22 protein-coding genes and 1 riboswitch are annotated in these 25,173 nt (G+C 37.0%); of the genes, 8 read left to right on the top strand and 14 right to left on the bottom strand.

What is annotated here, in order from left to right:
* The first annotated feature begins 18 nt into the window (after positions 1 to 18).
* Both O0236_RS05310 and O0236_RS05305 read left to right on the top strand, forming a co-directional pair.
* Positions 19 to 1,110: a carbamoyl phosphate synthase small subunit gene (locus O0236_RS05310; RefSeq protein WP_268913069.1), complete on the top strand. Its 1,092-nt coding sequence runs from the start codon at positions 19 to 21 to the stop codon at positions 1,108 to 1,110.
* The gene (locus tag O0236_RS05305; RefSeq protein ID WP_268913068.1) at positions 1,094 to 3,610 is read left to right on the top strand and encodes an ATP-grasp domain-containing protein; all 2,517 of its coding nucleotides are present in this window, start codon (positions 1,094 to 1,096) and stop codon (positions 3,608 to 3,610) included. The genes O0236_RS05310 and O0236_RS05305 overlap by 17 nt, the downstream gene beginning before the upstream one ends.
* Before the next feature lie 93 nt (positions 3,611 to 3,703).
* On the opposite strand, the gene O0236_RS05300 is transcribed toward O0236_RS05305, so the two are convergent.
* Positions 3,704 to 5,410: an NFACT RNA binding domain-containing protein gene (locus O0236_RS05300; protein WP_268913067.1), complete on the bottom strand. Its 1,707-nt coding sequence runs from the start codon at positions 5,408 to 5,410 to the stop codon at positions 3,704 to 3,706.
* A 114-nt stretch (positions 5,411 to 5,524) separates the two neighbouring features.
* On the opposite strand from O0236_RS05300, the gene O0236_RS05295 reads away from it, so the two are divergent.
* From O0236_RS05295 to xerS, 5 genes are all read left to right on the top strand, one after another.
* A complete protein-coding gene (locus O0236_RS05295; protein WP_268913066.1) occupies positions 5,525 to 5,938 on the top strand; it encodes a MarR family winged helix-turn-helix transcriptional regulator in 414 nt (137 codons plus the stop codon).
* A 22-nt stretch (positions 5,939 to 5,960) separates the two neighbouring features.
* Positions 5,961 to 6,833: a DegV family protein gene (locus O0236_RS05290; protein ID WP_268913065.1), complete on the top strand. Its 873-nt coding sequence runs from the start codon at positions 5,961 to 5,963 to the stop codon at positions 6,831 to 6,833.
* Between the two features lie 75 nt (positions 6,834 to 6,908).
* A riboswitch (THF riboswitch) is annotated at positions 6,909 to 7,009 on the top strand.
* Between the two features lie 60 nt (positions 7,010 to 7,069).
* The gene (locus tag O0236_RS05285) at positions 7,070 to 7,597 is read left to right on the top strand and encodes a folate family ECF transporter S component (protein WP_268913064.1); all 528 of its coding nucleotides are present in this window, start codon (positions 7,070 to 7,072) and stop codon (positions 7,595 to 7,597) included.
* 261 nt (positions 7,598 to 7,858) lie between these two features.
* The gene (locus tag O0236_RS05280) at positions 7,859 to 8,809 is read left to right on the top strand and encodes a quinone oxidoreductase family protein (RefSeq protein WP_268913063.1); all 951 of its coding nucleotides are present in this window, start codon (positions 7,859 to 7,861) and stop codon (positions 8,807 to 8,809) included.
* Between the two features lie 958 nt (positions 8,810 to 9,767).
* A complete protein-coding gene (gene xerS, locus O0236_RS05275; protein WP_268913062.1) occupies positions 9,768 to 10,862 on the top strand; it encodes a tyrosine recombinase XerS in 1,095 nt (364 codons plus the stop codon).
* Between the two features lie 51 nt (positions 10,863 to 10,913).
* On the opposite strand, the gene msrA is transcribed toward xerS, so the two are convergent.
* From msrA to parE, 6 genes are all read right to left on the bottom strand, one after another.
* Complete coding sequence (gene msrA, locus O0236_RS05270) at positions 10,914 to 11,432, bottom strand: peptide-methionine (S)-S-oxide reductase MsrA (RefSeq protein WP_268913061.1); 519 nt, start codon at positions 11,430 to 11,432, stop codon at positions 10,914 to 10,916.
* Between the two features lie 27 nt (positions 11,433 to 11,459).
* The gene (gene msrB / locus O0236_RS05265; RefSeq protein ID WP_268913060.1) at positions 11,460 to 11,891 is read right to left on the bottom strand and encodes a peptide-methionine (R)-S-oxide reductase MsrB; all 432 of its coding nucleotides are present in this window, start codon (positions 11,889 to 11,891) and stop codon (positions 11,460 to 11,462) included.
* 111 nt (positions 11,892 to 12,002) lie between these two features.
* Complete coding sequence (locus O0236_RS05260) at positions 12,003 to 12,932, bottom strand: manganese-dependent inorganic pyrophosphatase (protein ID WP_268913059.1); 930 nt, start codon at positions 12,930 to 12,932, stop codon at positions 12,003 to 12,005.
* 13 nt (positions 12,933 to 12,945) lie between these two features.
* Entirely contained in the window at positions 12,946 to 13,914 is a 969-nt protein-coding gene (locus O0236_RS05255; protein WP_268913058.1) for a LysR family transcriptional regulator, read from the bottom strand.
* A gap of 108 nt (positions 13,915 to 14,022) precedes the next feature.
* Positions 14,023 to 16,425, bottom strand: coding sequence for a DNA topoisomerase IV subunit A (gene parC / locus O0236_RS05250; RefSeq protein ID WP_372791790.1), 2,403 nt, complete (start codon positions 16,423 to 16,425; stop codon positions 14,023 to 14,025).
* A 49-nt stretch (positions 16,426 to 16,474) separates the two neighbouring features.
* Entirely contained in the window at positions 16,475 to 18,433 is a 1,959-nt protein-coding gene (parE, locus tag O0236_RS05245) for a DNA topoisomerase IV subunit B (RefSeq protein WP_268913056.1), read from the bottom strand.
* A gap of 147 nt (positions 18,434 to 18,580) precedes the next feature.
* On the opposite strand from parE, the gene plsY reads away from it, so the two are divergent.
* Positions 18,581 to 19,210: a glycerol-3-phosphate 1-O-acyltransferase PlsY gene (gene plsY, locus O0236_RS05240; protein ID WP_268913055.1), complete on the top strand. Its 630-nt coding sequence runs from the start codon at positions 18,581 to 18,583 to the stop codon at positions 19,208 to 19,210.
* A 221-nt stretch (positions 19,211 to 19,431) separates the two neighbouring features.
* On the opposite strand, the gene O0236_RS05235 is transcribed toward plsY, so the two are convergent.
* The 7 genes from O0236_RS05235 to rimM all read right to left on the bottom strand — a co-directional run bounded on the left by O0236_RS05235 (position 19,432) and on the right by rimM (position 25,144).
* Positions 19,432 to 20,304, bottom strand: coding sequence for an aldose 1-epimerase family protein (locus O0236_RS05235; RefSeq protein ID WP_268913054.1), 873 nt, complete (start codon positions 20,302 to 20,304; stop codon positions 19,432 to 19,434).
* Positions 20,305 to 20,331: 27 nt separating this feature from the next.
* A complete protein-coding gene (hslU, locus tag O0236_RS05230) occupies positions 20,332 to 21,741 on the bottom strand; it encodes an ATP-dependent protease ATPase subunit HslU (protein ID WP_268913053.1) in 1,410 nt (469 codons plus the stop codon).
* Positions 21,742 to 21,753: 12 nt separating this feature from the next.
* On the bottom strand, positions 21,754 to 22,296 hold the full coding sequence (gene hslV, locus O0236_RS05225; RefSeq protein ID WP_268913052.1) for an ATP-dependent protease subunit HslV: 543 nt from the start codon (positions 22,294 to 22,296) through the stop codon (positions 21,754 to 21,756).
* Between the two features lie 15 nt (positions 22,297 to 22,311).
* Positions 22,312 to 23,247: a tyrosine recombinase XerC gene (gene xerC / locus O0236_RS05220; protein WP_372791005.1), complete on the bottom strand. Its 936-nt coding sequence runs from the start codon at positions 23,245 to 23,247 to the stop codon at positions 22,312 to 22,314.
* 129 nt (positions 23,248 to 23,376) lie between these two features.
* Positions 23,377 to 23,736 carry a 50S ribosomal protein L19 gene (rplS, locus tag O0236_RS05215; protein ID WP_268913051.1) on the bottom strand — a complete coding sequence of 120 codons (360 nt, stop codon included), beginning with the start codon at positions 23,734 to 23,736 and terminating at the stop codon, positions 23,377 to 23,379.
* 132 nt (positions 23,737 to 23,868) lie between these two features.
* Positions 23,869 to 24,630 carry a tRNA (guanosine(37)-N1)-methyltransferase TrmD gene (gene trmD, locus O0236_RS05210; RefSeq protein WP_268913050.1) on the bottom strand — a complete coding sequence of 254 codons (762 nt, stop codon included), beginning with the start codon at positions 24,628 to 24,630 and terminating at the stop codon, positions 23,869 to 23,871.
* Positions 24,620 to 25,144: a ribosome maturation factor RimM gene (gene rimM, locus O0236_RS05205; RefSeq protein ID WP_268913049.1), complete on the bottom strand. Its 525-nt coding sequence runs from the start codon at positions 25,142 to 25,144 to the stop codon at positions 24,620 to 24,622. The genes trmD and rimM overlap by 11 nt, the downstream gene beginning before the upstream one ends.
* Between the last annotated feature and the right edge of the window lie 29 nt (positions 25,145 to 25,173).

Here is a 25,173-nt window from a genome sequence, read left to right as displayed (position 1 = left end):
TTACAAACGAGGTGTGGTATGGCAGATAGATATTTGATTCTTGAAGATGGCACGTCATACCGTGGCAAAGCATTCGGTGCGGCTTCTACAACGACCGGTGAAATTGTTGTTAATTCAACGATGAATGGCTACCAGGAAATAATTTCTAATCAAATTTATCATAACCAAATTATTGTATTTACCCAGCCGTCGATTGGAAATACTGGTTTGGCTCAAAACGCATATGAATCCGTATTACCAACTGCTAAAGGTGTGATAGTACGGGAATATGAAAACTTAACAACAGATCAATTCAAGCGTATTTCGCTTGATCGTTATTTAAAATTGCATAAGATTCCGGGCCTCTATGATATTGATACCCGTGAATTAGTTCATCATCTACATAGGTTTGGAAATATGAAGGCCAGTATTGTCGACGTTGATGACGAACATGCTTTTGATCAGTTACATGCAACCGTCTTAACTAATCAACAGGTATCTCAAGTTGCTACCGCCAGACCATATGCAAATCCTGGTGATGGTGACAATGTCATCGTTGTCGACTTTGGATTGAAAAGTGGTATTCTTCGAGAATTATCGAAGAGAAATTGTAACATTACGGTTGTTCCAGCAGATTTTTCAAGTGAGCGAATTCTAGACCTAGATCCAGACGGAGTTGTTTTATCCACTGGGCCTGGTAATCCTGCTAGTTTACCGGATTCTGTTTTGGATATGATTCGTGAAGTTCAACAAACTGTTCCTATGTTTGCGATTGGTTTGGGTCATGAACTCTTTGCCATGGCGAATGGTGCTAATGTCGAAAAGTTACCGATTGAGCATCACGGTAGTAACCATCCAATTAGAGAAATTATTACTAATGAAATTTTTTATTCAGGTCAAGAACAAGGATATGTTGTCGATTCGCAATCCATCGATCATGACAACCTCTATATTACGCACATTGATTTAATTAATGGCACGGTTCAAGGATTAAGACATCGAGATTATCCTGCGTTTTCAGTTCAATTTTCACCTGATGGAGCGCCAGGACCTAAAGATAGTGTTGACTTATTCGATGACTTTATAGAAATCATGGCCAGAAGAAGGGAAAACAATGCCTCTAGATATTAAAAAAGTTTTGATTATCGGCAGTGGACCAACCAATGTTGGCATCGAAAATGAATTTGATGCGTCTGGACTAGAACGACTATCGGCATTGCGTAAAACAGGTGCCAAAATTTTACTGATCGATAACAATCCGTTTTCAGTCATGGCTGAAGAGATTCAGGCAGCTGACGTATTCGTACTAGAAGTTAATTTCACCAACGTGGTAAATATTATTGAGCGGGAACATCCAGATGCAATCATGCCCACCAATGGTGGCCTAAAAGCGATGCAAATCGCTTGGCAGTTATCTGAAAGTGGTGTTTTGGCTGAAAATAATGTTTCTTTGGTCGGGGTCCGAGATACCAACTTGTCTAAGGTCGTAGAAAACGTCGAATTAAAACGGACATTAACTCAAATCAATGAACGAACAATTGAATCTGTGATTGTTGCCAATGAAGACGAAGCCATCGATTTTGTTCGCAAAGTTGATTTCCCAGTCATCGTTAAGCCGATTTCTCCTAACCACGATACAAGTCGGTTCATTTGTAATAATACAGAGGAACTAGAAGAAGCGCTTGAGGTGAGTTTTAAGAGAACTTATATTAAACGCTGCTCTATTGAGCAAAGTATTGTGGGATACAAAGAAATCGAAATGGTTGGTATTCGTGACGCACAAGGAAACAAAGTTTTAGTATCTGGATTGGAAGATATGGATCCCATCGGAATTCACTCTGGTGATTCGATTATATTTGCTCCTACTCAAACGTTATTAAACGAAGAGTATCAACGTTTACGAACTGCAACGTTTCGAATTATGGATGCTCTAGGTATTACAGGCACTTGTCACGTGCAGTTTGCTCAACACAGAATGGAAAACAGTCACTTTGTTACTAAAGTTAGTCCTTACTTCACCAGAAATACTGCTCTAGCAGCTAAGGCAACTGGTTATCCTCTGTCGTATGTAGCCACATTTCTTGAACTGGGTTATTCATTGACCGAAATTAAGCTCCCTAGTCGTTACAATAAGTTTATGGGTATTATGGAACCAACCACCGATCATATCGTGGTTAGAGTTCCAATATGGCCGTTTGAAGACATTGAAGATGTTGATCAGCACCTTAATACCATTATGAAATCAGTTGGTTCGACAATTGGAGTTGGTAGAACTGTTGAAGAGGCTATCATTAAGGCTCTGCATAGTTCTCAATTATCTCCCAGAGATATTTTACCAAGTGTTTCTAAGGTGAACGATGATGAACTGATCAACCAATTGATTCATCCGTTGGCGAGTCGGATGCTAATTCTTATGGAAGCTTTACGAAGAGGATTTTCAATTGATGAGTTATCTGAGCTAACAAAAGTAGATAAATTCTATTTTTATAAGTTGAATCAACTCCTCAAAGCGCAGGATTATGTTATTGACCATCCTTTATCTGAGCATTCAATTGAAGTCGGACATCGATATGGATTTGGTGATGGAATGCTGGCGGAACTATGGCAAGTCAGCATCTCGACTATCATCAGAATGAATAGCAATGTCAGTCATAAGATCACCTTTAAGGGCATCGAACCCACTGGCGGTGAGCTGATCAACAATACGAATGTATTTTATTCAAGTTATGAAAACGAGAACGAGAGTCATCCATTTGAGAACAGTAAAGTCGCCTTGGTTATTGGCCGAGGCGGCAACCAACTTGGGCCTAACACAGGTGCTGATTACTATACTGCGCAAATATTGATACAGCTCAGGAAGACTGGTTACAAAACAATTATCATGAATACCAATCCTAATGCGGTCTCTTTGGCTCCAAGCATTAGTGATAAACAGTACATCGAACCAATTCAACTTGGTAATATTTTAAGTATCGTGAACCTAGAACATCCTGATGTTATTTTTCTTCCAGGTAACCGACATTTCTTATCTAACCAATTGAAAAAATTCGATGATTTAAATGTAGTTATCTTACCACCTGATCAAAAGACTTCTGAATTCAATGAAAGAACAGTTTCTAACGCGGTGGATTTCTTTATTGATGGGGAAAATGTCATTCCAATCACGACTGTTAGTTTTTCTAATCCTCAGGGTAAGAATAAATTGAAATTTCTAACACAAATACAGATTCCGATGACTAATTGGAAGCAAGATGCTTCTAGACTGGTTAATCTAGCCATCAATGAAATCAATCCTAACGATTGGCAAGGATTAGTTCAGGTGCTTTATAACAAGCATGATGATGAGTTTGAGTGTATCGGAATTCGGCCAATGACTATAACTGAAACAACATTTTTAAGTAAAGTCACTGGAATTGATTGGATCTCATTGTTAGTTAAGAAGTACCTCAACATAGATAGTACTGTATTAATTGAAGAAGAATTACGTTCATTTACGCATAAGCGATTTGCATATTTGAATGCAGTTTTTCCATTCGAAGCTCTGCAGTCTAGTTTGACTGATGGCACGATTGCTCAGGAAATCGGTGCGAAGATAAGTTACCAAAATTTTGAAAATTATCAACTAGACTAAATAAAAAAATCCGTGATTTAAATAATCACGGATTTTTATTTATCAATTTTTTCAAATGATTCAAAATAATTGTTTCTATATAATTCAGATAGACTATTGACGAAGTTTGGCAACCAAATTAGCATCTGGATCAATTAACAAGGTCGTTTGATTATCATAAATCACATAACCAGGTTTGGTTCCATTAGGTTTTCTGATGTTTTTAACCTTGGTGTAGTCTACCGGAACTTTAGTTGAGTTTTGAGCTTTAGAGAAGTACGCGGCCAAGTTAGCAGCTTCAGTAATAGTTTCTTCACTAGGATCAAAGCTTCGGATAATCACATGGGAACCTGGAATATCTTTAGTATGCAACCAAGTCTCACGTTTATCAGCAGTATGCATCGTCAATTTTTCATTTTGTAGATTATTTTTACCGACTAAAATCTCTGTGCCATCACTAGAAACATACTTTTCTGGCTTGCTGATTTTTTGGCGGTTCTTTTTGGCTTTTTTGTGTTGATCGTGGTTTCTCAGATATCCTTCTTGTTCAAGTTCCAGGCGGATATCAACCAAGTCCTCAGGATTGGCCAATTCAATTTGACTTTGAATACTTTCAAAGTAATCAACTTCAGACTGAGTGATTTCGATTTGCTCATGCAAATACTTAACGGCATTCTTTAGCTTTTGATATTTTTTGAAGTATTTTTGTGCGTTTTCAGATGGCGAAATACTATTATCTAACTGAATAGTAATAGGTTTATTATCGTCGTAGAAGTTTGGTAATTCTATATTGTTAGAACCACGTTCGATTTGATTTAGATAGGTAGTGAGAATTTCTCCCTGAATTCTAAATGAATCGGCGTGTTCGGTTTGTTTCAAGTCCTTATCGAGATTCTTTAGCTTATTTCGATTCTTTTTAAGCTGTTTGCGCACAACTGCAATTAAGACTGCACCTTGTTCGCGAACACGGTCTCGTTGCGCTTTTGAAGCGTAAAATGCGTCTAACAATTCACTTAAGGTTGAAAAAGTTTTATTTTCAACTGTATCAGGATATGGAAATGCGGTAAAATTGATTTTGTTATTATCAAGTTCACTAAGAACAGGGGTGGGTTCATCAAATTTCTTAAAAAAGTTCTTAAAGTTATCTGCTAAATTTCCCTCTTGATGAAGCTCATGAGCAAGAGCTAGTGAAGTATCGTTACCAAGACCTTGTAAAGTGCTTCTAAGCTGTTCAGCTAGGACATCGACATTTGGATATTGAATAATCAATTTTTGAATCATTTCAAAATTGGTTAATGTGAAAGGATTTAATAGATCTTGCTTAGGTGGATTAACATAAGTTGATCCTGGAAGTAAAGTTCGATAACGGTTAACATCTGAACCAACTCGTTTAATAGCATCGATTACCTTGTTGGTAGTTTCATCAACTAAAATAACGTTACTATGTCTAGCCATGATCTCAACGACCAGCATTAATGAAGTTTGGTCACCAATTTCGTTGCGGCCTGAGAAGTGAAATTGTAATACTCGATCATTATCCAGTTGATTAACTGAAGTTAAAATAGAACCGCTCAGATGTTTTCTGAGGACCATGGTAAAATTATTTGGAACCGCAGGATTAGCGGCTGGAATTTTAGTAATTTGTACCCGAGCATAACTAGGATTTGCTGATAATAAAACAGTGTGATTTTTACTATGAGCTCTGATTGTAAGTAAAAGTTCGTTAGGATAGGGTTGATTGATCTTGCTAACTCTGCCTGTTACCAATAGCGAAGTTAGCTCCTTTTCCATCGAATGAGTGAATGAACCATCAAATGACATAGTTCCACTTCCTTTCTATGCATAAAAACTGCAACCTCTAGTATATCCTAAATTTAAGTGACTGCGAAGGAATAATGCTTGTTTTAAGTAATTCATTGTCTCAGGAGGCACGTAATGAAAGAAATTCTGGATGGATTAATTGATTCTGCTAATGCATATACTGAAAAATCTGTTAGAATTATTAAACAGGGTAATTTGACTCTTGCTGAATGGCGTCTGCTTCAAAATATTATTAGCGGTGAGAATACCCAAGAGAAACTTTCGGCAGTAACCAAACTTGATACTTCTACTTTATCAAGACAATTAAAAAGATTGTTAGCCAAGCAGATGATTATCAAAGTACCAATTGGTGATGATAAACGGCAACTGATTTATTCTGTTACTGAAAATGGCGTCAACGTTAGTCATAGTGTCAGTGAACAGCTTGAAGAGCAAAAAACAGCGGTATTTAATCGTTGGACAGAAGAAGAAACCAGATTATTAAAAATATTAATTAATCGGTTAGATAATAGCATTAACCGAAGCTAAAACAATATTGGATGGGTGAAAAATGAAAACTGCAATTGTAACTGATAGTACAGCTTACCTCTCTGAAGAGGAAGTTGAAAAATATAATATTACGGTCGTACCAATACCATTAATTATTGATGGTAGAGAATACAAAGAAGGAATTGATATTACTAATGAAGAGTTTTATGAAAAATTGGCAACTTCAAAATCATTTCCTAGCACTTCACAACCTCCAGTCGGTGAAATGATCGATGTTTATAATTCACTTGCAGACGAAGGTTATGACGCCGTAATTAGTATCCATTTAGCTAGTACCATTTCTGGTATGTATAGCTCGCTAGTAACGATTGCCCCAACCATAGAAAAAATCAAAGTGATTCCCTATGATTCACAAATCACTGTTAAATTGATGGGCTACTTAGCTATTCAAGCTAGTAAAATGGCAAAATTAGGCCGAACTCCTGAACAAATTATTGCTTATTTGAATGACTTACGTTCCACATATGACGAACTTTTTGTTGTTGATGACTTACAAAACTTGGTTCGTGGTGGCCGACTTTCGAACGCTTCAGCATTTATCGGTGGTTTGTTAAAGATTAAGCCATTATTGACGTTTGATAACGATAGTCATGAAATTATTGCTATTGAAAAAATTAGATCACGCAAAAAAGCCCTTAGACGAGTCGAAGAAAAGTTTGCTGAAGCTCAAAAAACACTTGATTATCCCTTAAGAGCATTAATTTTAGATGCTAATGACCCTAAATCTGGTGAAGAATGGGCTAAAACCATTCATGAGCAGTACCCTGATATTCCGATTGAAAGAAGTTACTTTGGACCGGTCATTGGTACTCATTTGGGTGAAAAAGCTCTGGCTCTTGCCTGGCTTAGAGATTTTGAAAAAGACGAATTATAAAAAATGTATTTAGCAACCATAATTAATTTATGGTTGTTTTTGTTTACTGTGATATACTTATCTTCGAATTAAAATTTTGGGGTAGGATATAGCGCGTTAAGTGTCAGAGGAACGGAATGTGAACTCTGAACGAAAAGTAATTCTTTACTTGCGGTGCTATACCCGCATTCACCGTTCGAATTTATTTATCTTTAAATTCCCAATATTGGTGAGCTCCGTTGAGGAGATGCATTATTATGGCTTCAGTTTTTAGGTTTTCTAAGCTTCACACGTTTGATGTAGCAATGCTAGGAATCATCATGGCATTGGGGTTGATTGCCGATCGATTAACATTTAGTACCAAGTCGATACAGATTGGCGCTGGGTTCATTGTTGTTGTCATGGCTAGTTATTTGTACGGGCCAATATGGTCAGCGACAGTTGCCGGTTTAACTGATATTATTGGTACTTTGATATCTGGTCAAGTGTATAACGTTGGCTTCACGATATCAGCAATTCTAGGCGCGCTAATTTATGGCTGGTTATTGTACGATAGACCAGTTAAATTAACTAGAGTAGTCGTTGCACAATTATTAATTGGCATATTTGTAAATCTACTTTTAAATACACTATGGATTTCATTAATGTATCAAACACCTTTTATAGCCTTGATAGCGACTCGGGGACTCAAGGAATTAATTATGACACCAATTCAAATGGGTATCGTATATACGATTTTAAAATCATCACAATTTGCCCGTATTAAAGATAAAATAGTTAAATAATTATGTCAGAACACCATTAATACGACAGTATTAATGGTGTTCTTTTGCATAAGTGATAAGTACTGATTTATAGGCTTATTGTATAATGCAATTTGAATAATTGTATTATACAACTATCGATAGTTATTAGCTCCCTTAATTGATCATGGTGCTAAGTTCTAAATGCTTTGCAATGTCATTCATTCAGTAACATAATATACTTGTAATAAAATTTTCCGCTTGAATAATGACAATTCAAGGGTGAATGATGGGGTGAATTTAGTGAAGGCAGCAGTATTAAATGAATATGGGCAAGTTCCTGTATATCAAGATATTGAAGATCCTACAACTCACAACGAGGATCAAATTATTGTTACTCCAGTGGCGTCATCGATCAAGAGATTGGATATTGGTAAGGCAGCTGGTAAGCATTACACCAATTTTGATCCTTTGCCTGCAGTTATGGGTATGGATGGTGTGGTCAGAACAGATGACGGTAAACTAGTATTTGCTATGGGATTGTCTGGAATGATGGCAGAAAAGGCAATTGTGAATAAGAACCAGTTAGTTCCAATACCTGACAACTTAGATCCAGCACTCGCCGCGGCAATGCCCAATGTGTTAATGGGATCAGACATTGCATTAACTCTTCGTGGTAAAGTTAAGCCTGGCGACGTCGTTTTAGTTAACGGTGCAACTGGTTCTACTGGTATGATGGCCGTTCAAATGGCAAAATATCGTGGTGCAAGTAAAGTTATTGCCACTGGTAGAAGTGAATCCAAGTTAGCAGAACTTAAAAAAATGGGTGCTGATGAAGTTATCAAATTGACCGATGATGATAAGGAGATTGAAAAACAGATCAAAGATTTGTATGCTAATTCTTCATTTAGTGTCATTGTTGATTATTTATGGGGACATCCAGCCGAAATTATTCTTAATGCACTTAGTCGTATTAAATTGGTTACGCCGTTGACCTACGTGACAATCGGTCAAATGGCTGGTGCCGAAATTAATTTGGCGTCACAGCTACTTCGTGGTCGTGATTTAACTATAGTTGGTTCTGGAATTGGTAGTTTCTCAGGAGAGGACTTTATGAAGTATCTACAAAACGAACTACCAAAATTATATGCTTATGCTGCTGAAGGTAACTTGCAGTTAAACGTTAATAAGTTTAGTTTGGCTGATATTTCTACAGCTTGGACAGCGTCTGGTCGACCAGTTGTGATGATGTAATTGAATAATTAATTTCATAGACAATTAATCTCTGAATTCTATAGAATAGGATTTAGGGATTTTTTTGTAAGGGGACAGCAAGAAAACAGATATATTTAGTTTTACATTTTCTACTTTACATAATATATATTATACGAAGTATATAGTTAGCAAAAATTAATGTGGTTCAAGGCGGATTCTTTGTTTTGAATGAATATTTACTCTTATACTTTTTATGACTTAAATAGTATCATCAACAAAACAAATCGACTTTTAATAAATATTGCTTAAATGTTAAATCCAAATTCTATTATCGACTTTGATTTCAAATTCATTTTGATGAATCATTAACGATCTGGCCTGTATTGATCGCTACATATGCTGAATACTATTTAAAAATGTAACTGTTGCTTGCTAACGTAAATATTCTTTGGTTAGACTTCATATCATATTCTCACAAATGAACATTGTTTTAAATAATCGTCTAATGAAGTGATTCATTATCTGGATAAAGTGATGGTCTACTGATTAAACATGTCGTCAAAACGCGTTTATATAACGTCTCAAATGCAGATAGATTTGCTATTCCCATGAAGCACCGATGAATCAGCAATTTGGGTATTAATTGAGGATCTTTGCTAACTTATGTCCTTAAGATAGTCTCAATTAACAATTCTTCAATACTATATAAAACTATAGGAACAGATGGCTCCGGACGAACCAGGATCAGACATATATTTGAAACCTAAGTCCGCGGTACCAATTATGATATTGAGATAAAGCCATTTAGTTGCAGAAATTAACATCGTTTAAAAATGTCCTAGCTCTTATAAAACTGAGCCTATCAATCCTAGTAAATACATTGGTTTTACGCATTTTGTATGATACAATTAAATTAGTAAAATATAAGTTTTATCAAGTTATAATTAAAAAGAAAAGAAGCCCCACCAAAAATCTTCAATTTTTAGGAGTTTTTAAAATGCGTAAAAATGATTATATTAAACACAATGAACAATTAATTTCTTCATTACCGGCGTATGTTAATGATTATTATATTGAAAAATCAACGATTCCACTCTCTCCAGCCACGCTTTACCAATACTTGAATGAATTTAATCGCTTCTTTAATTGGTTAATCGATACTGGTATCACCTCTGCTAATAAGATTGCTGATGTTTCTTTAACCGATCTTGAGCACTTGAAAAAACAAGATATGGAATTGTACAAGTCCTATCTGTTAAATAGATCTAAAGAAAATTCTTCTGATAAACGAAGTACACTGGCACACAGTACCGTAAATCGCTCTTTAAACGCTTTATCCGCACTTTTTAGGTACTTAACTGTGGAATCAGAAAACGACGATGGTGAGCCTTATTTTTACCGTAACGTGATGAAGAAAATCAATCTTGTACAAGATAGTGAAACTTATCAAACTAGAGCCAATAATATCAAAGATAAGTTAATGCTTGGTGACACTGATGTCCATTATCTAGACTTTATTCAATCTGAGTATTCACAGCAAATAACTGGTAAACGTATCTTAAAGATGTATGAGCGTGATAAAGAACGTGATGTTGCCATTAATGCTTTATTACTTGGTACTGGAATTCGTGTGTCTGAACTTACCAATGCTAATTTTAAAGACCTGAATTTAACAAAAAACACCATTTCTGTTCGTCGTAAAGGTGGTAAATGGGACGCTGTTCCCATTGCAAGCTGGGTTATTAAGTATATAGAACCTTACCTATTGATCAGGAATCAAAGATACATGGCTACCACAAACACCCCTGCCCTTTTTTTAACAAAGGGGACTGAGGGACCCAGAAGAATTTCTACAGCAACAGTGGAACTATTAGTTGGTAAATACTCTCAAGCATTTAATAGTGTTCGTATAACGCCTCATAAGTTACGTCATACATTAGCTTCGAAGCTTTACTTACAAACTAATAACGAACGTCTTGTGGCCACTCAATTGGGTCAATCTTCGACCAAGGCAACTAGTCTATACACTCATATTGTTGATACTAAGCAACGAGCCGCATTGGACAACCTACATGATGAAAATAATGACTAAATAAAAACACAGATGAAGTGATTTATAGATCACTTCATCTGTGTTTTTTGCTTAATTATTCCAATGTTGCTGTTTAAATTGTTCACGGCCACCACGTTCTTCGAGTTCAAAACGTAGTGGATCCTTCTTATAGAACTCTTGATGTTCTTCTTCGGCATCATAGAAAGGTTGAACTTTTTCAATCTTAGTAACGATTGGTTTATCAAACATTTCGCTTTCTTGAAGCGCTTGTTTAGATTCTTCGGCAATCTTTCTTTGCTCATCATCTTTGACAAAGATGACTGGTCGATAATTATCGCCGCGATCTTGGAACTGTCCCATCGCATCTGTTGGATCAGTTTGTTGCCAGTAAATCTGCACTAAATCTCTATAGCTAATAACTTCAGGATCAAAGGTAATTTTAACTGCCTCTGTGTGTCCAGTGGTGTGACTGCTAACCTGTTCATACGTGGGGTTAGCAACGTGGCCACCTGTGTAGCCAGACACAACTTTTTCAATTCCGGGCATTTCGTCGAAAGGCTTGACCATGCACCAAAAACATCCACCGGCAAAAATTGCTGTTTCAGTCAAATCAATCAACCTCCTTTGTATTTATGTCTATTTTGTAAATAATTGTAGGTACTTCTCGTAGCCTGCATCGCGTAATTCAGAAACTGGAATGAACTTCAAAGCGGCTGAATTAATGCAAAAACGATTGCCGCCTTGATCTTTAGGACCATCTGGAAAGACATGTCCTAAATGAGAATTGGCTTCCTTACTTCTAACTTCTTCACGAATCATGCCATGAGATAAGTCCATGTTGTTATTTATCTTATCTTTATCAATTGGTTTTGTAAATGATGGCCAACCACAGCCGGCATCGTATTTATTCGTGGATGAAAATAGTGGCTCACCAGATACAACATCAACATATATACCATCTTCATAGAAATCATCATACTGGCCAGTAAACGGAGCTTCAGTAGCGGCTTCTTGAGTTACTCGATACTGTTCATCAGTTAATTTCTTTTTTAAATCTGATTTATCCATTATCTTACCTCCATGCAAAAAACGATTAAATTGTACACAACTAATTATCATTATAATGAAAGTAGATGAATAGTAAATAAAAGAGACTGCCATTAGCAGTCTCCTTTACAATTACTTAACCATTGCATCAGTTAATTGTGGAACGACTTGTTTCTTACGAGAAACAACTCCTGGAAGTTCCATAATGTCGTCATTAATTTTTTCATTAAAGGCAGATTCAACAGCATCTTTAGGTTCTCCAAGCACGATAAGCTTAGAATCACTGTTCAACACGTTGGTAACTAATACTAAGAATAAATCATAATTTTCAGCACTAGCTTCATCGGACATAGCTTTTAGAATGTCTGACTTACGCTTTAAAATATCATCAAAATCAACAACGTTGATTTGATCGATGCGAACACTCTTACCACCTAAATCAAATGATTTAGCATCTGAATCGATTAACTCTTTATCACTCTTAGCATCGGTATTAGTACCAGCCTTAAGCATTTCAATACCATACTTATCAACATCGATATCAGCAATTTCTGCAAGAGTCTTTAAAGCAATTTTGTCATCATCAGTAGTAGTTGGTGACTTCAACAATAAAGTATCTGAGATAATTGCTGAAAGCATCAAACCAGCAAGTTGAGCAGGAATTTCAACTTTGTTTTCATCAAACATTTTAGTCAAAATAGTGCTGGTACATCCAACTGGTTCAGCACGATAGTACAAAGGCAATGTAGTACTGAAGTTAGCGATACGGTGATGGTCAACAACATGAGTAACAGTTACTTTATCAATGTCACTCACACTTTGTTGATTTTCGTTGTGGTCAACTAACATTACTTCATCAACTTCTGAAGAAGCTTCTTTGATAACTCTAGGGGTTGATTCGTCAAAATAATTCAACACGAATTGAGTTTCAGGATTTGGTTCGCCTAAAGCAACTGCTTCAGTGTCGTAACCAAGCTTGTTTTGTAGATATGAATATGCTTTTGCGGCCACAATCGCATCAGTATCAGGATTTGAATGACCAAAAATTAATTCTTTACTCATTATAAAAATCTCCCTATTCGTCTTTTTCAGTTAATCTCGAAATATAGTCTTTTTCTTCAAGGTATGCATTGAACTTATCGAGGAAACGACCAATTCGAGGAATTTCGTTCTTGTTTTTACGATACACAAATTCTAAATCGAAATCAACGTTTGGCTCTAATTCAGCAGTGTAAAGTCCCTTTTCTCTTAACTTGTCTAAATCAACATTGAGCAAGTAAGACTTTGGCAAAGCAGTGTTTAAACCAGCGTGAACAGCAAAGTTTAGAATTTGTTCTGGCATAGTAAATCTTGCTTGAACTTTAGGAGCATCAACCATGTTGTTCTTAAAGATTTCCTTGATAGCGATGCTTAAGTAATACTCAGCTGGATAAACGACCCAACCACGATCATTAGCATCTTTAAGCTTAATCTTCTTCTTACCGGCATTTTTCTCGTTATGATGGATCAACCATAAATCATCTGAAATGATCTTTTGAGAACTGTAAGGTTTCCAGTTTTTAATTGATTCATCAGGCAAGTACATAATTGCTAAATCAATTTTGTTGTTTTCTAAACTTTCCCAAATTTCTTTTCTGGTCAACATATGAAAGTTAATGACCAAGTCAGGATTTTCTTTGTAAAGTTGTAGAGCGAATTTTTCGAAGACCTTAGTTTCAATTGAAGCTAAGATTCCTAAATTGATTTCACCATTGGTTGAACTTGTAGTCGTCTGAATCTCATCAGTGGCTTGGTTCAAAATGTCATAAATCTGGTGGGTTGCTTTAAGCATAATGTAACCAGCATCAGACATTTTTAATTTCTTACCTACTGAATAAAATAAGTTGGTTCCCACAGTCCGTTCAAGTTTCTTAATTTGTTGTGTTAACGCTGGCTGAGTAATTCCAAGGATTTGGGCAGCTTGCGTGTAGTTCATAGTTTCTGATAGTTGTAAAAAGTAAGTCAGGGTTTTGGATGAAAATATATTCTCTTGTGTAGTTTTCACATTGACTCTCCTTAAAAATAAAATTAACATCATAAATATTTGTTATAACTACTATAATGCCAAAATAATGGATTATCAAACATTATCCTTAAATTTAATCTTTCTTAATTAAACGATAGAAATTTCTTGTGTTTTAGGTCTGATTACTACTGGAGTTCCTTCTGTCTGAACGTCAACAACGAAAGAGCCATTAGAGTACCTACCACCTAATGAGTAGTCACTAGGAATGATATCGTGGAACTTTCTTCTCGATGTGATCACTTCTAATGGATCATTTGCTGATGGTAATACAGTGAAATCAACGATTTCATGTGGTTCTGCCTTCAATGCACGAAGGATATTGATTCCCTTACGTGCTCTTGACGTAACAGGCACATCTGATACCGCCATCTTCTTAAACGAACCACGCTGAGTGATAAATCCTAACGTGTCAGACTCACTGACGATTGCCAAGTCGGTTACGTTATCATCGTCTGCTAAGGACATAGATTTAACCCCACTAGTTCTAGGGCCATACATTGATACTTCGTTGATTGAGAATCTAAGTGCTAAACCACGTTTGGAAGCAAGCAAAATTTCTTGATCTTTCTGAGCATCATCAATGAAATTAACTGAAACCACACTGGCATCATCTGTCTTCATCTTAACATATGTGTATGCATGTTTCTTATATGTTCTTCCTGGAATTAAGTCACTAAAGTTAACCCGTTTAATATATCCATCACTAGTAGCTATCAAGAAGCAGCCAGCAGCTTTAAGATCAGTAAAGCTGTAAGTAGCGATAATTTCTTCGTTGATATCTAAACCGATTGATTGAGATATATGCTCACCAGTATCCTTCCATTTCACATCAGTAATTTCAAAGACTGGTCGATAAATCAAGTTACCTTGACTTGTAAACATGAACAAGTGATCACGCGCGTTTACCTTTTTAGTGAAGATTGCGTAATCATCATCTTTCAACCCTGATTCATCAGCTGAAGCGGTGAATGATCGAAGACTACTTCGCTTGATATAACCGTCGTGTGATACTAATACCATAACGTCTTCATCGGGAACAATAACATCAGTATTGATCTTAATGTCAGCGACCTTATCTTGAATTTCAGTCTTTCGATCATTTCGATATTCTTTACCGATAGCTTTAAGCTCCTTGGCAAGAACGCGATTAAGCTCCTTGTCGTCGTTTAGGATCTTGGTATATTCGGCAATCTCTTCAGAAAGTTTTTTAGACTCATTTTCAAGATCAGTTACATCAGTATTAGTTAATCGGTAAAGTTGTAATGCAACAATTGCATCAGCTTGATTTTCAGAAAATTCATATTCGTGAACTAAATTATCACGAGCGTCTTTTCGGTTTTTACTAGCTCTAATTGTTTTAATTACTTGATCCAGGATGGATAAAGCTTTGATCAACCCTTCAACAATGTGTTGGCGACTAGATGCTTTGTTCAAACTATACTGAGTTCGCTTCTTAACAATCTCTTGTTGGAATGTTAAGTAGGAAGTCAAAACAGTCCGTAATGACAATCTTTCGGGACGCATATGATTAATAGCGACCACATTAAACGTATAAGAAACTTGTAGGTCAGTATTCTTCAATAAATAATTTAAGACACCCTGACTATCAACATCACGTTTTAATTCGACAACAATTGAGAGACCTTCTCGATCACTTTGATCACGAACTTCAGCAATTCCATCGATTTTCTTATTTAGTCTAATTTCATCAATTCTTTTGACTAATTGAGCTTTATTTACTTCGTATGGAATTTCGGTAATCACAATTTGTGATTTGTTACCACGAAGATTCTCGATAGTGGTCTTTGATCGAATCACAATTTTACCATGGCCAGTTTCATAGGCTTTTTTAATACCATCAATTCCCTGAACAATTCCACCAGTTGGAAAATCAGGTCCTTTGATAAATTGCATCAATTCATCGAGGCTAGCATCCGGATGCTTTTGTAAATATAAAATTGCGTCGATGACTTCACCTAAATTGTGAGGTGGAATATCCGTGGCATAACCGGCTGAAATCCCTGTGGAACCATTAACTAACAGATTGGGAAACCTAGAAGGTAATACGGTTGGTTCATATTCAGTATCATCAAAATTCAATACCCAATCAACTGTATCCTTGTCAATGTCGCGCAACATTTCTGTTGAGATTTTGCTAAGTCGAGCTTCCGTGTAACGCATTGCGGCAGCTGAATCTCCATCCATTGAACCATTGTTACCATGCATTTCGATTAATGGTTCCCGCAACTTCCAATCTTGGCTAAGTCTAACGATGGCTTCATAGATTGAACTATCACCATGGGGGTGAAAGTTACCCATGACGTTACCAACAGATTTAGCAGATTTACGAAAGCCCTTGTCATACGTGTTGCCATCCTTATTCATGGCATAAAGTATTCTTCGTTGAACGGGTTTTAAACCATCTCTGATATCTGGAAGGGCCCGTTCTTGAATAATTGATTTTGAATATCTTGCGAAGCGGTCGCCCATAACCTCTTCAAGTGTTAAATCTTCAATTTTACTCAATTAATTGTGCCTCCTACTGATCTGAAGTATTGTCTAAAATACTCCCATCTTCTTCAAGGGTAAATTTAATATTGTTCTCTATCCAACGACGGCGAGGCTCAACTTTATCTCCCATTAGCGTGGTGACACGACGCTCTGCTAAAGCTGCATCATCGATTCTAACGCGAATTAAAGTTCGAGTATCAGGATCCATAGTGGTTTCCCAAAGCTGATCAGCATTCATTTCTCCAAGACCTTTGTACCGTTGAAGACTGTAGCCCTTACCAAATTCTTTGGAGAGTTTATCAAGTTCTTCATTTGTCCAAGCATATTGAGTACGCGTTTTCTTGCCAGATCCCTTTTGTAGACGATATAGAGGTGGTAAGGCAATAAATACTCGCCCACTTTCGATCATTGGACGCATGTACTTGTAGAAGAAGGTTAATAATAAGATTTGAATGTGGGCTCCATCATCATCGGCATCGGTCATGATGATGATTTTGTCGTAGTTAGCATCCTTAATTTCAAAGTCTGCACCAACTCCAGCACCAATCGTATAAATCATGGTGTTGATTTCTTCGTTCTTCATAATATCTTCAAGCTTAGCACGTTCTGTGTTAAGAACCTTTCCTCGAAGAGGCAGGATGGCTTGATAACGACGATTACGACCTTGTTTGGCAGAACCACCAGCCGAATCACCTTCGACTAAGAACAATTCGTTTTTGCTAGAATCTTTTGATTGAGCAGGAGTTAGTTTACCTGATAGTAACCGTTCCTGCTTTTTCTTATGCTTGCCGTTTCGACTTTCGTCACGGGCTTTGCGGGCAGCTTGGCGAGCTTGGCGAGCTCTAAGTGCCTTATGTACCAATGTTTGGGCAAACTCCCCATTTTCCATTAGGTAATAGCCGAGTTGTTCCGAAACAACGCTATCTACTATGGCTCTTGCTTCTGGTGTTCCTAATTTTTCCTTCGTTTGGCCTTCAAACTGAAGCAATTCTTCAGGAACGCGCAATGAAATAACTGCAGATAATCCTTCTCGAACATCTGCACCATCAAGATTTTTATCTTTATCCTTCAGCAAATTGACCTTGCGGGCATATTCATTGAAAGCTTTAGTCCAAGCATTTTTAAGTCCGGCTTCATGAGTTCCACCATCTTTAGTCCGAACGTTATTAACGAACGAAAGTAGGGTTTCAGAATAACCGTCGTTATATTGGGCCGCGACTTCAACTTCGACGCCTTGTTTAGAGCCGTCAAAGTACATCACGTTTCCCAATGTATGCTTGTCTTCGTTCAAGTAACCGACAAATTCTTTGATTCCATCTTTGAAGTGATATTCTTCTTCAGTGATTGGGTTCGTTCTTTCGTCAGTTAGAGTTATTTTAGTATCTTTTAACAGAAAGGCTGCTTCGCGCATTCTTTCTGCGATTGTTCCAAAATTATATACGGTACTGGTAAAAACTTTTGGATCTGGCTTAAACGTTACCGTTGTACCGGAAGATTCTTTAGTTTTACCAATTTTTTTAAATGGTTTAGCTACGTGACCGCCATTTTCGAATACTTCTTCATATCGATAGCCATCACGAATAATATCTACTTTTACGTAAGATGATAAAGCATTAACAACACTCGCACCTACTCCATGCAAACCACCTGAGGTTTTATAACCACCCTGGCCGAATTTACCACCTGCATGCAATTGAGTGAAGATAACTTCCACCGTTGGCTTACCGGAACTATGCATACCTACTGGCATACCACGACCGTGGTCAACAACAGTAATACTGTTATCTTCGTGAATGGTTACGTTAATTTCTTTACCGAAACCTGATAACACTTCGTCAACAGCGTTATCAACGATTTCATAGACCAAATGGTGCAATCCCCTTGCATCAGTTGATCCAATATACATTCCTGGACGTTTACGAACAGCATCCAGTCCCTCTAAAATTTGTATTGAGGAATCATCGTAACTTTGGCTTTGCTTTGACATTTATTCTGACTCCTTTACTTGCAATCTATTTCATAATACCTTAAAACAACGGCTTTGAAAACGAATTTTATTGGCTAAACTTTAGAAAAATGCTAAAATAACTCTTGCTTGTGAAAACTAAAAATTGATAATTAACGAGGTTCTAAAGTGAATAATAGTACATACGAAATTATAATAATGTTGATTTTGGCATATTTATTAGGTTCTATCCCTAGTGGAGTTTGGATCGGTAAGCTTTTTTTTAGAATCGATATTCGCAGACACGGCTCTGGAAACATTGGTACGACAAACACTTATCGAGTTTTAGGTCCAATTGCAGGAACTATCGTAATGATTATGGATATTTCAAAGGGTGTCGTCGCCACCTTACTTCCAACATTCTTTGGGAATCATACCATAACACCGTTGGTTTTTGGTTTGATGGCCATTTTAGGCCATACCTTCTCGATCTTTGATAAATTCAAAGGTGGCAAAGCAGTGGCCGTGAGTGCCGGAATGCTGCTAGCATACCAACCTGTCTTGTTTATCATTGCCATCTCAATGTGGTTATTCCTGATTTTTATCTCAAGTACCGTTAGTTTTGCCAGCATTGTGGCCTTTATACTAATTACGATCATTATCTTTTTCACTCATGATATCTTGCTGAGTATCTTGGCTTCTGTCCTCACAATTTTCATTATCTATCGCCATTGGGAAAATGTTATTAGAATGTTGCACGGAACTGAAAATAACGTATCGTTTGGACTATACTACTGGCTTCATAAATCAAAAAAATAATTTAAATTAACTTCGAGTCACAAAAAATCAGTGGATATAATTCCACTGATTTTTTATTGTTCATGTAGCATGATGCTACTGAACTCCTAATAACGACAACTAATCATAACACAATTAATTCTATTGTGAACATATGTTTTGTTGAGTCGATCAAAATAACCGATCTAGCCTTCAGAGTTTTCTCTGATAACTAGACCGGTTATTTTTTATCTCTGTAAATGTTAAAAAAATGTTACTTCGTATTTTCCAGTAAATTTATCCTGTGGTGCTAAACGATTGGTAGCAAATTTATGTTCCAAGTTTCCATCTGCATTGATCGTATCAGCTAGGCCCCACCATGGTTCAATACAAACGAATGGTGATTCCTTGGGATATGGTGACCAGACACCAACATATTTAGCATTATCAATATGAACTGAAACTCCTGTTTCACTCAAATTATTACCCAAGAGTAAAGTTACTTGTTCCCCATCGAGTTCAAATACCTGCGCATCTTGGTTAAATAGCTCGTGGTTCAACTCCACCGGCTTTCTTAGATCAACCGTTGAGGTATCGTCAGGATCACTGTAAGGAGGTTTTAATGGCACCCTAGTGTAATCTTTTTGCGGCGCAAAGCGAATATGGTAATCATCGAAGCCCCCCTCGAAAGGATTAAATGGCACATTAAATCCAGGATGAGCTCCTAGTTGAAAAATCATTTCTTTTTCATCGATATTTGTGACCGTCATTGAAACACTGAGTTCATGATCTCTAAGCTCATATTTAACCGTTAATTTGAATTTAAATGGGTATTTAGCTAGTGTTTCAGAATTCTGAGTCAAACTCAGGGTGACTTGATCATCAGTCTGTGAGTCTACTTGAAATTCGTTATCTCTAGCAAATCCGTGCTGAGTCATTTGATATGTTTCACCCTGATACTGATACTGGTTGTCTTTAAGCCGGCCGACAATTGGAAATAAGATGGGTGCATGACGCCCCCAGTATTGCTTATCAGCCGTCCAAATGTATTCTGTATCACTTGACTTAACACTAGTTAATTCGGCACCAAATGGGTTAATTAACACCGTTAAATAGTCGTTTGTAAGTCTAATCATCGTTTCCCCGCACCCCTAGTTCTAATTTTATAGGATATATCTTGAAAGATCCTTATTACCAGCTAATTTGCCAACCTTGTCTTCGACATATTGTTCGGTAATAGTAATGTCACCCATTTGCATATCAGGGCCTTCGTAAAGAATATCTTCCAATAATTTTTCAAGGATGGTGTGTAATCTTCTGGCACCAATATTGTCTGTATTATGGTTAACATCTGATGCAATTTCTGCAATTTTGTTCACAGCTTCAATGGTGAATGTGATATTGATGTTGTCAGTACCAATCAAGGCAACATATTGCTTAGTCAAAGCGTTAGTTGGTTCCGTTAGAATGCGAACAAAATCATCCTTGCTTAAGTCATCAAGTTCCACTCGAATTGGGAAACGACCTTGAAGCTCTGGAATTAAATCAGACGGTTTACTTGTCGCAAACGCTCCTGAACCAATAAATAAGATATGATCGGTGTTAACTGATCCATACTTAGTATTGATCTGAGAACCTTCAACAATTGGTAAAATATCCCTTTGAACACCTTCTCGTGATACTTCACCAGAGTTATTAGAATTACCACCAGTAATCTTATCAATTTCATCAATGAAGATGATTCCAGTGTTTTCTGCTCTAGTGATGGCATCATGATAAAGATCGGCTTGATTGATTAAAGTTTCAGCTGCTTGATGAGCCAAAATATCACGCGCTTCTCTAACAGTCACAGTTCTTTCGATTTGCTTCTTAGGCATTAGGCCAGATAAAGTATCATTCAAGTCGATTCCCATTTGGTTCATCATACTATTTTGGCCAGCAGGATTGCTTGAAGGGTCATCAACCTTGATTTTAACTTCATTGTCTTCTAGTAATCCGGCACGAAGTTTTTCTGAAGTAGACATACGTTGTTCGCGCACATCATCTGTGATGTCTTCTTCAGGGGCGCTGTCTGTTGGCATTTCACCTTTTTGCATTGCAGAGAACATGCTCATCAGATTTTGCATGTCATTCTTGTTATTTTCTTTCTTCTTGGCAGGAACCAATAGTTTCACTAGTTGGTTATTAGCTTCTATTTCAGCATCCACACGGACGTTTTTATATGCTTCTTCCCGTTGAAGATTGACCGCATTTTCAACTAAATCACGGACCATTGATTCAACATCTGATCCAACGTAACCAACTTCCGTAAATTTAGTAGCTTCAACCTTAACAAATGGTGCTTTGACAATTTTAGCTAAACGTCTAGCAATTTCAGTCTTACCAACTCCTGTAGGTCCGATCATCAACAGGTTCTTAGGAGAAATTTCATCTTGCATATCACTAGACAACTGCATTCTTCTGAAGCGATTTCTTAAAGCGACCGCAACGGCTTTTTTAGCATCATTTTGGCCAATGATGTATTGATCTAATGTTTCAACAATTTGTTTTGGGGTGATTTGTGATTCGTCCACTATTTATTCCTCCTACAACTCTTCTGAAATAACATTTTGGTTAGTAAAGATATCAATAGAACCTGCAATATGGATAGCAGCCTCAGCAATCTCTTTGGCACTCATATTTTCAGCATGGTGTTTCATGGCAGTTGCAGCTGCTAAAGCAAAGTTACCACCTGAACCGATAGCTAAAATGTCGTCGTCTGGTTCAATGACTTCACCGGAACCAGAAACAAGAAGTAAATCTTTATCGTTCATAACGATTAAAAGCGCTTCTAGTTTTTGTAATGCTTGGTCCTTGCGCCAGTCTTGAGCTAATTCAACAGAAGCACGTTTTAAATCACCATCATATTGACCTAACTTAGCTTCAAATCGCTCTTCTAGATTAAAGGCATCTGCAACACTGCCGGCGAATCCAACGACGACTTTACCGTCAAAAATCCGACGAACCTTGTGGGCAGTTCCCTTCATAATTACTTTTTCACCCATAGTGACTTGACCGTCTCCGGCCATTGCTAGGTGACCATTGTGTCGAACGGCACAAATTGTAGTTGCTTCAAATTTTACTGGCATAAATTAAATGAACTCCTATTCTTGATTTTTATTTGAGCGGGGAAAGAATTGATTATAGTCATGCATTAGATGAGACTTCGTTACATGAGTATAAATTTGGGTCGATGACAAACTAGCATGCCCTAATAATTCTTGAACCGTCCGCATATCAGCACCATTATTTAACATCGCTGTAGCAAAGGTATGGCGCAGCATATGGGGATGAATATCGGAACTTAGACTACTTTTCTTAATGATGTCGTTCAATACATATTCAATCCCACGAGCACTAATTGGTTTGCCGTAATGATTAATAAATAAATACTGATGATCTTCATTGTGATCCACCATAATTTTTTCCCTCACAGGTAGATAATTATTGAGGGCATTCTTGGCGTGTTCACCAAAAGGGACGTACCGTTGTTTGTTTCCCTTTCCGAAGATTAACATCATTTTATTAGTAAAATCGATTCTGTCAAGGGTAATTCCTGCACATTCACTAACTCGAATTCCAGTGGCATAAAATACCTCCAGCAACGCGAGGTTTCTTGAGCTTAATGGATTCTCATCATCTTTTTCAACGCTATCAAATAACGCCTGCATTTCTGATTGATAGAAAAACCTTGGCAATTTTTTATTCTCTGTTTTTAAATGCACATATTCAAATGGATTTACCGAAACTAAATCATTTTTAATTAGGTAGTTATAAAACGTTCTAAGGGCCGAAACCTTCTGTGCAACTGAATTTTTTGAATACTCATGATCGTGAAGGTTAGTTAAATATGCCTCGACGTCATACGCGTCTACCTTAAGAATTGAAGCGTCTTCTTGGTTAGTTTGATTTAAAAAACTGATAAAAGCTTGGATATCTCTTTGATAAGATGAAACAGTTTCATCAGAATACTTTCGTTCATTTTTTAAATACTTTAAAAACCAATTTAAATTTTTATCTGCTGCACTAATCAAGTCCACACCCCCTTATCCTTATTAATCATACCAGATTATCAATCATGGATTGGTTCCGTTTTCAAAAAATTAATAAATATAAACAAAAAAGGCCGAAACCCAAGTAAATTGGGTTTGACCTCTTTTCGGTAAAGCTTATCTTGCACGACGTGATGCAGGAATACGAGCAGCTTTTCCTTGTAATGCACGTAAGTAGTAAAGTTTGGCACGACGAACACGACCATGACGAACTACTTCGATTTTGTCGACACGTGGTGAATGTAATGGGAAGATACGTTCGATACCAACACCGTTACTGATCTTACGAACAGTATAAGTTTCTTGGATACCTGAACCCTTACGTTTGATTACAACACCTTCGAACAATTGGATACGTTCACGTGTACCTTCAACAACCTTAACGTAAACTTTAACAGAGTCACCAGTACGGAATTCTGGAATGTCGCTACGCAATTGGTCGTTGTTAAGCTTTTCGATTAATTGATTTTGTCTCATGACTAAAATCTTCCTTTCGATAGCATTCATTATCTACTCGACAGCGGAATGTTGATTTACGGTTTACACCAGATGTTAGTGTATCATAATTCGCGATTGTCTGTAAAGAGAATTTTCTTGTCAGGGAAATTTTTATTTATTTCCCTTCTCTTCCTCTTCAATTCTAACATCAGACAACAATCTTTTTTGAATAGCAGTAAGTTTTTGGTGGTCGATTAGATCAGGTCGTCTAGTATATGTTCTTCTCAACGATTCCTTTTGATTCCACTCGAATATCTTCTTATGGTCACCACTTATGAGAACATCTGGGACTTTCATACCTCTAAATTCGGCAGGACGTGTATATTGAGGCCCTTCTAAAAGACCAGTTGAAAATGATTCAGTAACAGCTGATTCGTTGTTACCTAATACACCATCGATAAGTCTAGAAATGGCATCGATCATGACCATTGCTGGTAATTCCCCACCAGTTAGCACGTAATCACCTAATGAGTACTCATCAGTGACGATAGATCTAATACGTTCGTCATAACCTTCATAATGCCCACAAATAAATGTTAGATGTTCAGACTTAGCAAGTGATTCTGCATCAGACTGCTTGAATTGTTTTCCGGCTGGATCCATTAAAATGACTTTACCATCAGGAATTCCTTTGGCCTGCGCTTCTTGTTGAGTATGTTCGAATGCATCGAGAATGGGTTGAGCTTGTAGCAACATACCTGCCCCACCGCCAAATGGATAATCATCAACGTGGTTATGCTTATCTGTGGTAAATTCGCGGAAATTAGTGACGTTGAAATCAATAATATTATTTTCGATAGCCTTACCAATTATAGAATCATGCATAGGTCCCGCAAACATTTCTGGGAATAGGCTTAAAACATCAATCTTCATCGTCTAACCCCTCCGGAACTTCAACGCTTATAATGCCTTTATCAAGATCCACATCTTTTACAACGGAATCAATTTTAGGCAATAGTAAATCTGATTTATGGTCTCGTTTAACTACCCAGACATCGTTAGCACCAGGCGCAAGAATCTCCTTGACTGTACCAATGACAGTGCCGTTTTCGACAACATCTAAACCGATAATTTGGTGATAGTAGTATTCTCCGTCTGCTAAATCGTTGTCTGACAAGCTATCCTCATCAACTTTTAAAATAGCAGGCTTAAATTTGAGAACATCGTTAATTGAATCATAGCCTTTAAAATGTAGAATGATAAAGTTCTTTTGGCTTCTAACCCCATCAATTTCTAACTGAATCATTGAATGAGTTTGTTCATCATCCACAAAAACGTGGTTTCCCTTTTTAAATCTTTGGTCCGGGAAATCCGTGGTTGAAATGACCCGAACTTCACCTTTGATGCCTTGAGTGTTAACTAGTTTACCAACGTTAAAATAATTCAAATTATATCTCCTATATTTATATCGATAGA

The organism is Lentilactobacillus sp. SPB1-3, assembly GCF_026913205.2.
Lineage (GTDB): Bacteria > Bacillota > Bacilli > Lactobacillales > Lactobacillaceae > Lentilactobacillus > Lentilactobacillus terminaliae.
This window is presented reverse-complemented; position numbering and strand designations above follow the sequence as displayed.

Bases quoted from the DNA above. Each gene is read 5' to 3' on its own strand.
- O0236_RS05235 (WP_268913054.1), bottom strand. From the start codon at position 20,304: ATGATTAGACTTACAAACGACTATTTAACGGTGTTAATTAACCCATTT.
- trmD (WP_268913050.1), bottom strand. From the start codon at position 24,630: ATGAAGATTGATGTTTTAAGCCTATTCCCAGAAATGTTTGCGGGACCT.
- O0236_RS05290 (WP_268913065.1), top strand. From the start codon at position 5,961: ATGAAAACTGCAATTGTAACTGATAGTACAGCTTACCTCTCTGAAGAG.
- O0236_RS05295 (WP_268913066.1), top strand. From the start codon at position 5,525: ATGAAAGAAATTCTGGATGGATTAATTGATTCTGCTAATGCATATACT.
- O0236_RS05300 (WP_268913067.1), bottom strand. From the start codon at position 5,410: ATGTCATTTGATGGTTCATTCACTCATTCGATGGAAAAGGAGCTAACT.
- msrB (WP_268913060.1), bottom strand. From the start codon at position 11,891: ATGGATAAATCAGATTTAAAAAAGAAATTAACTGATGAACAGTATCGA.
- O0236_RS05260 (WP_268913059.1), bottom strand. From the start codon at position 12,932: ATGAGTAAAGAATTAATTTTTGGTCATTCAAATCCTGATACTGATGCG.
- O0236_RS05285 (WP_268913064.1), top strand. From the start codon at position 7,070: ATGGCTTCAGTTTTTAGGTTTTCTAAGCTTCACACGTTTGATGTAGCA.
- hslV (WP_268913052.1), bottom strand. From the start codon at position 22,296: ATGCCAGTAAAATTTGAAGCAACTACAATTTGTGCCGTTCGACACAAT.
- rplS (WP_268913051.1), bottom strand. From the start codon at position 23,736: ATGAGACAAAATCAATTAATCGAAAAGCTTAACAACGACCAATTGCGT.
- parC (WP_372791790.1), bottom strand. From the start codon at position 16,425: ATGGGCGACCGCTTCGCAAGATATTCAAAATCAATTATTCAAGAACGG.
- parE (WP_268913056.1), bottom strand. From the start codon at position 18,433: ATGTCAAAGCAAAGCCAAAGTTACGATGATTCCTCAATACAAATTTTA.
- O0236_RS05305 (WP_268913068.1), top strand. From the start codon at position 1,094: ATGCCTCTAGATATTAAAAAAGTTTTGATTATCGGCAGTGGACCAACC.
- O0236_RS05310 (WP_268913069.1), top strand. From the start codon at position 19: ATGGCAGATAGATATTTGATTCTTGAAGATGGCACGTCATACCGTGGC.
- xerS (WP_268913062.1), top strand. From the start codon at position 9,768: ATGCGTAAAAATGATTATATTAAACACAATGAACAATTAATTTCTTCA.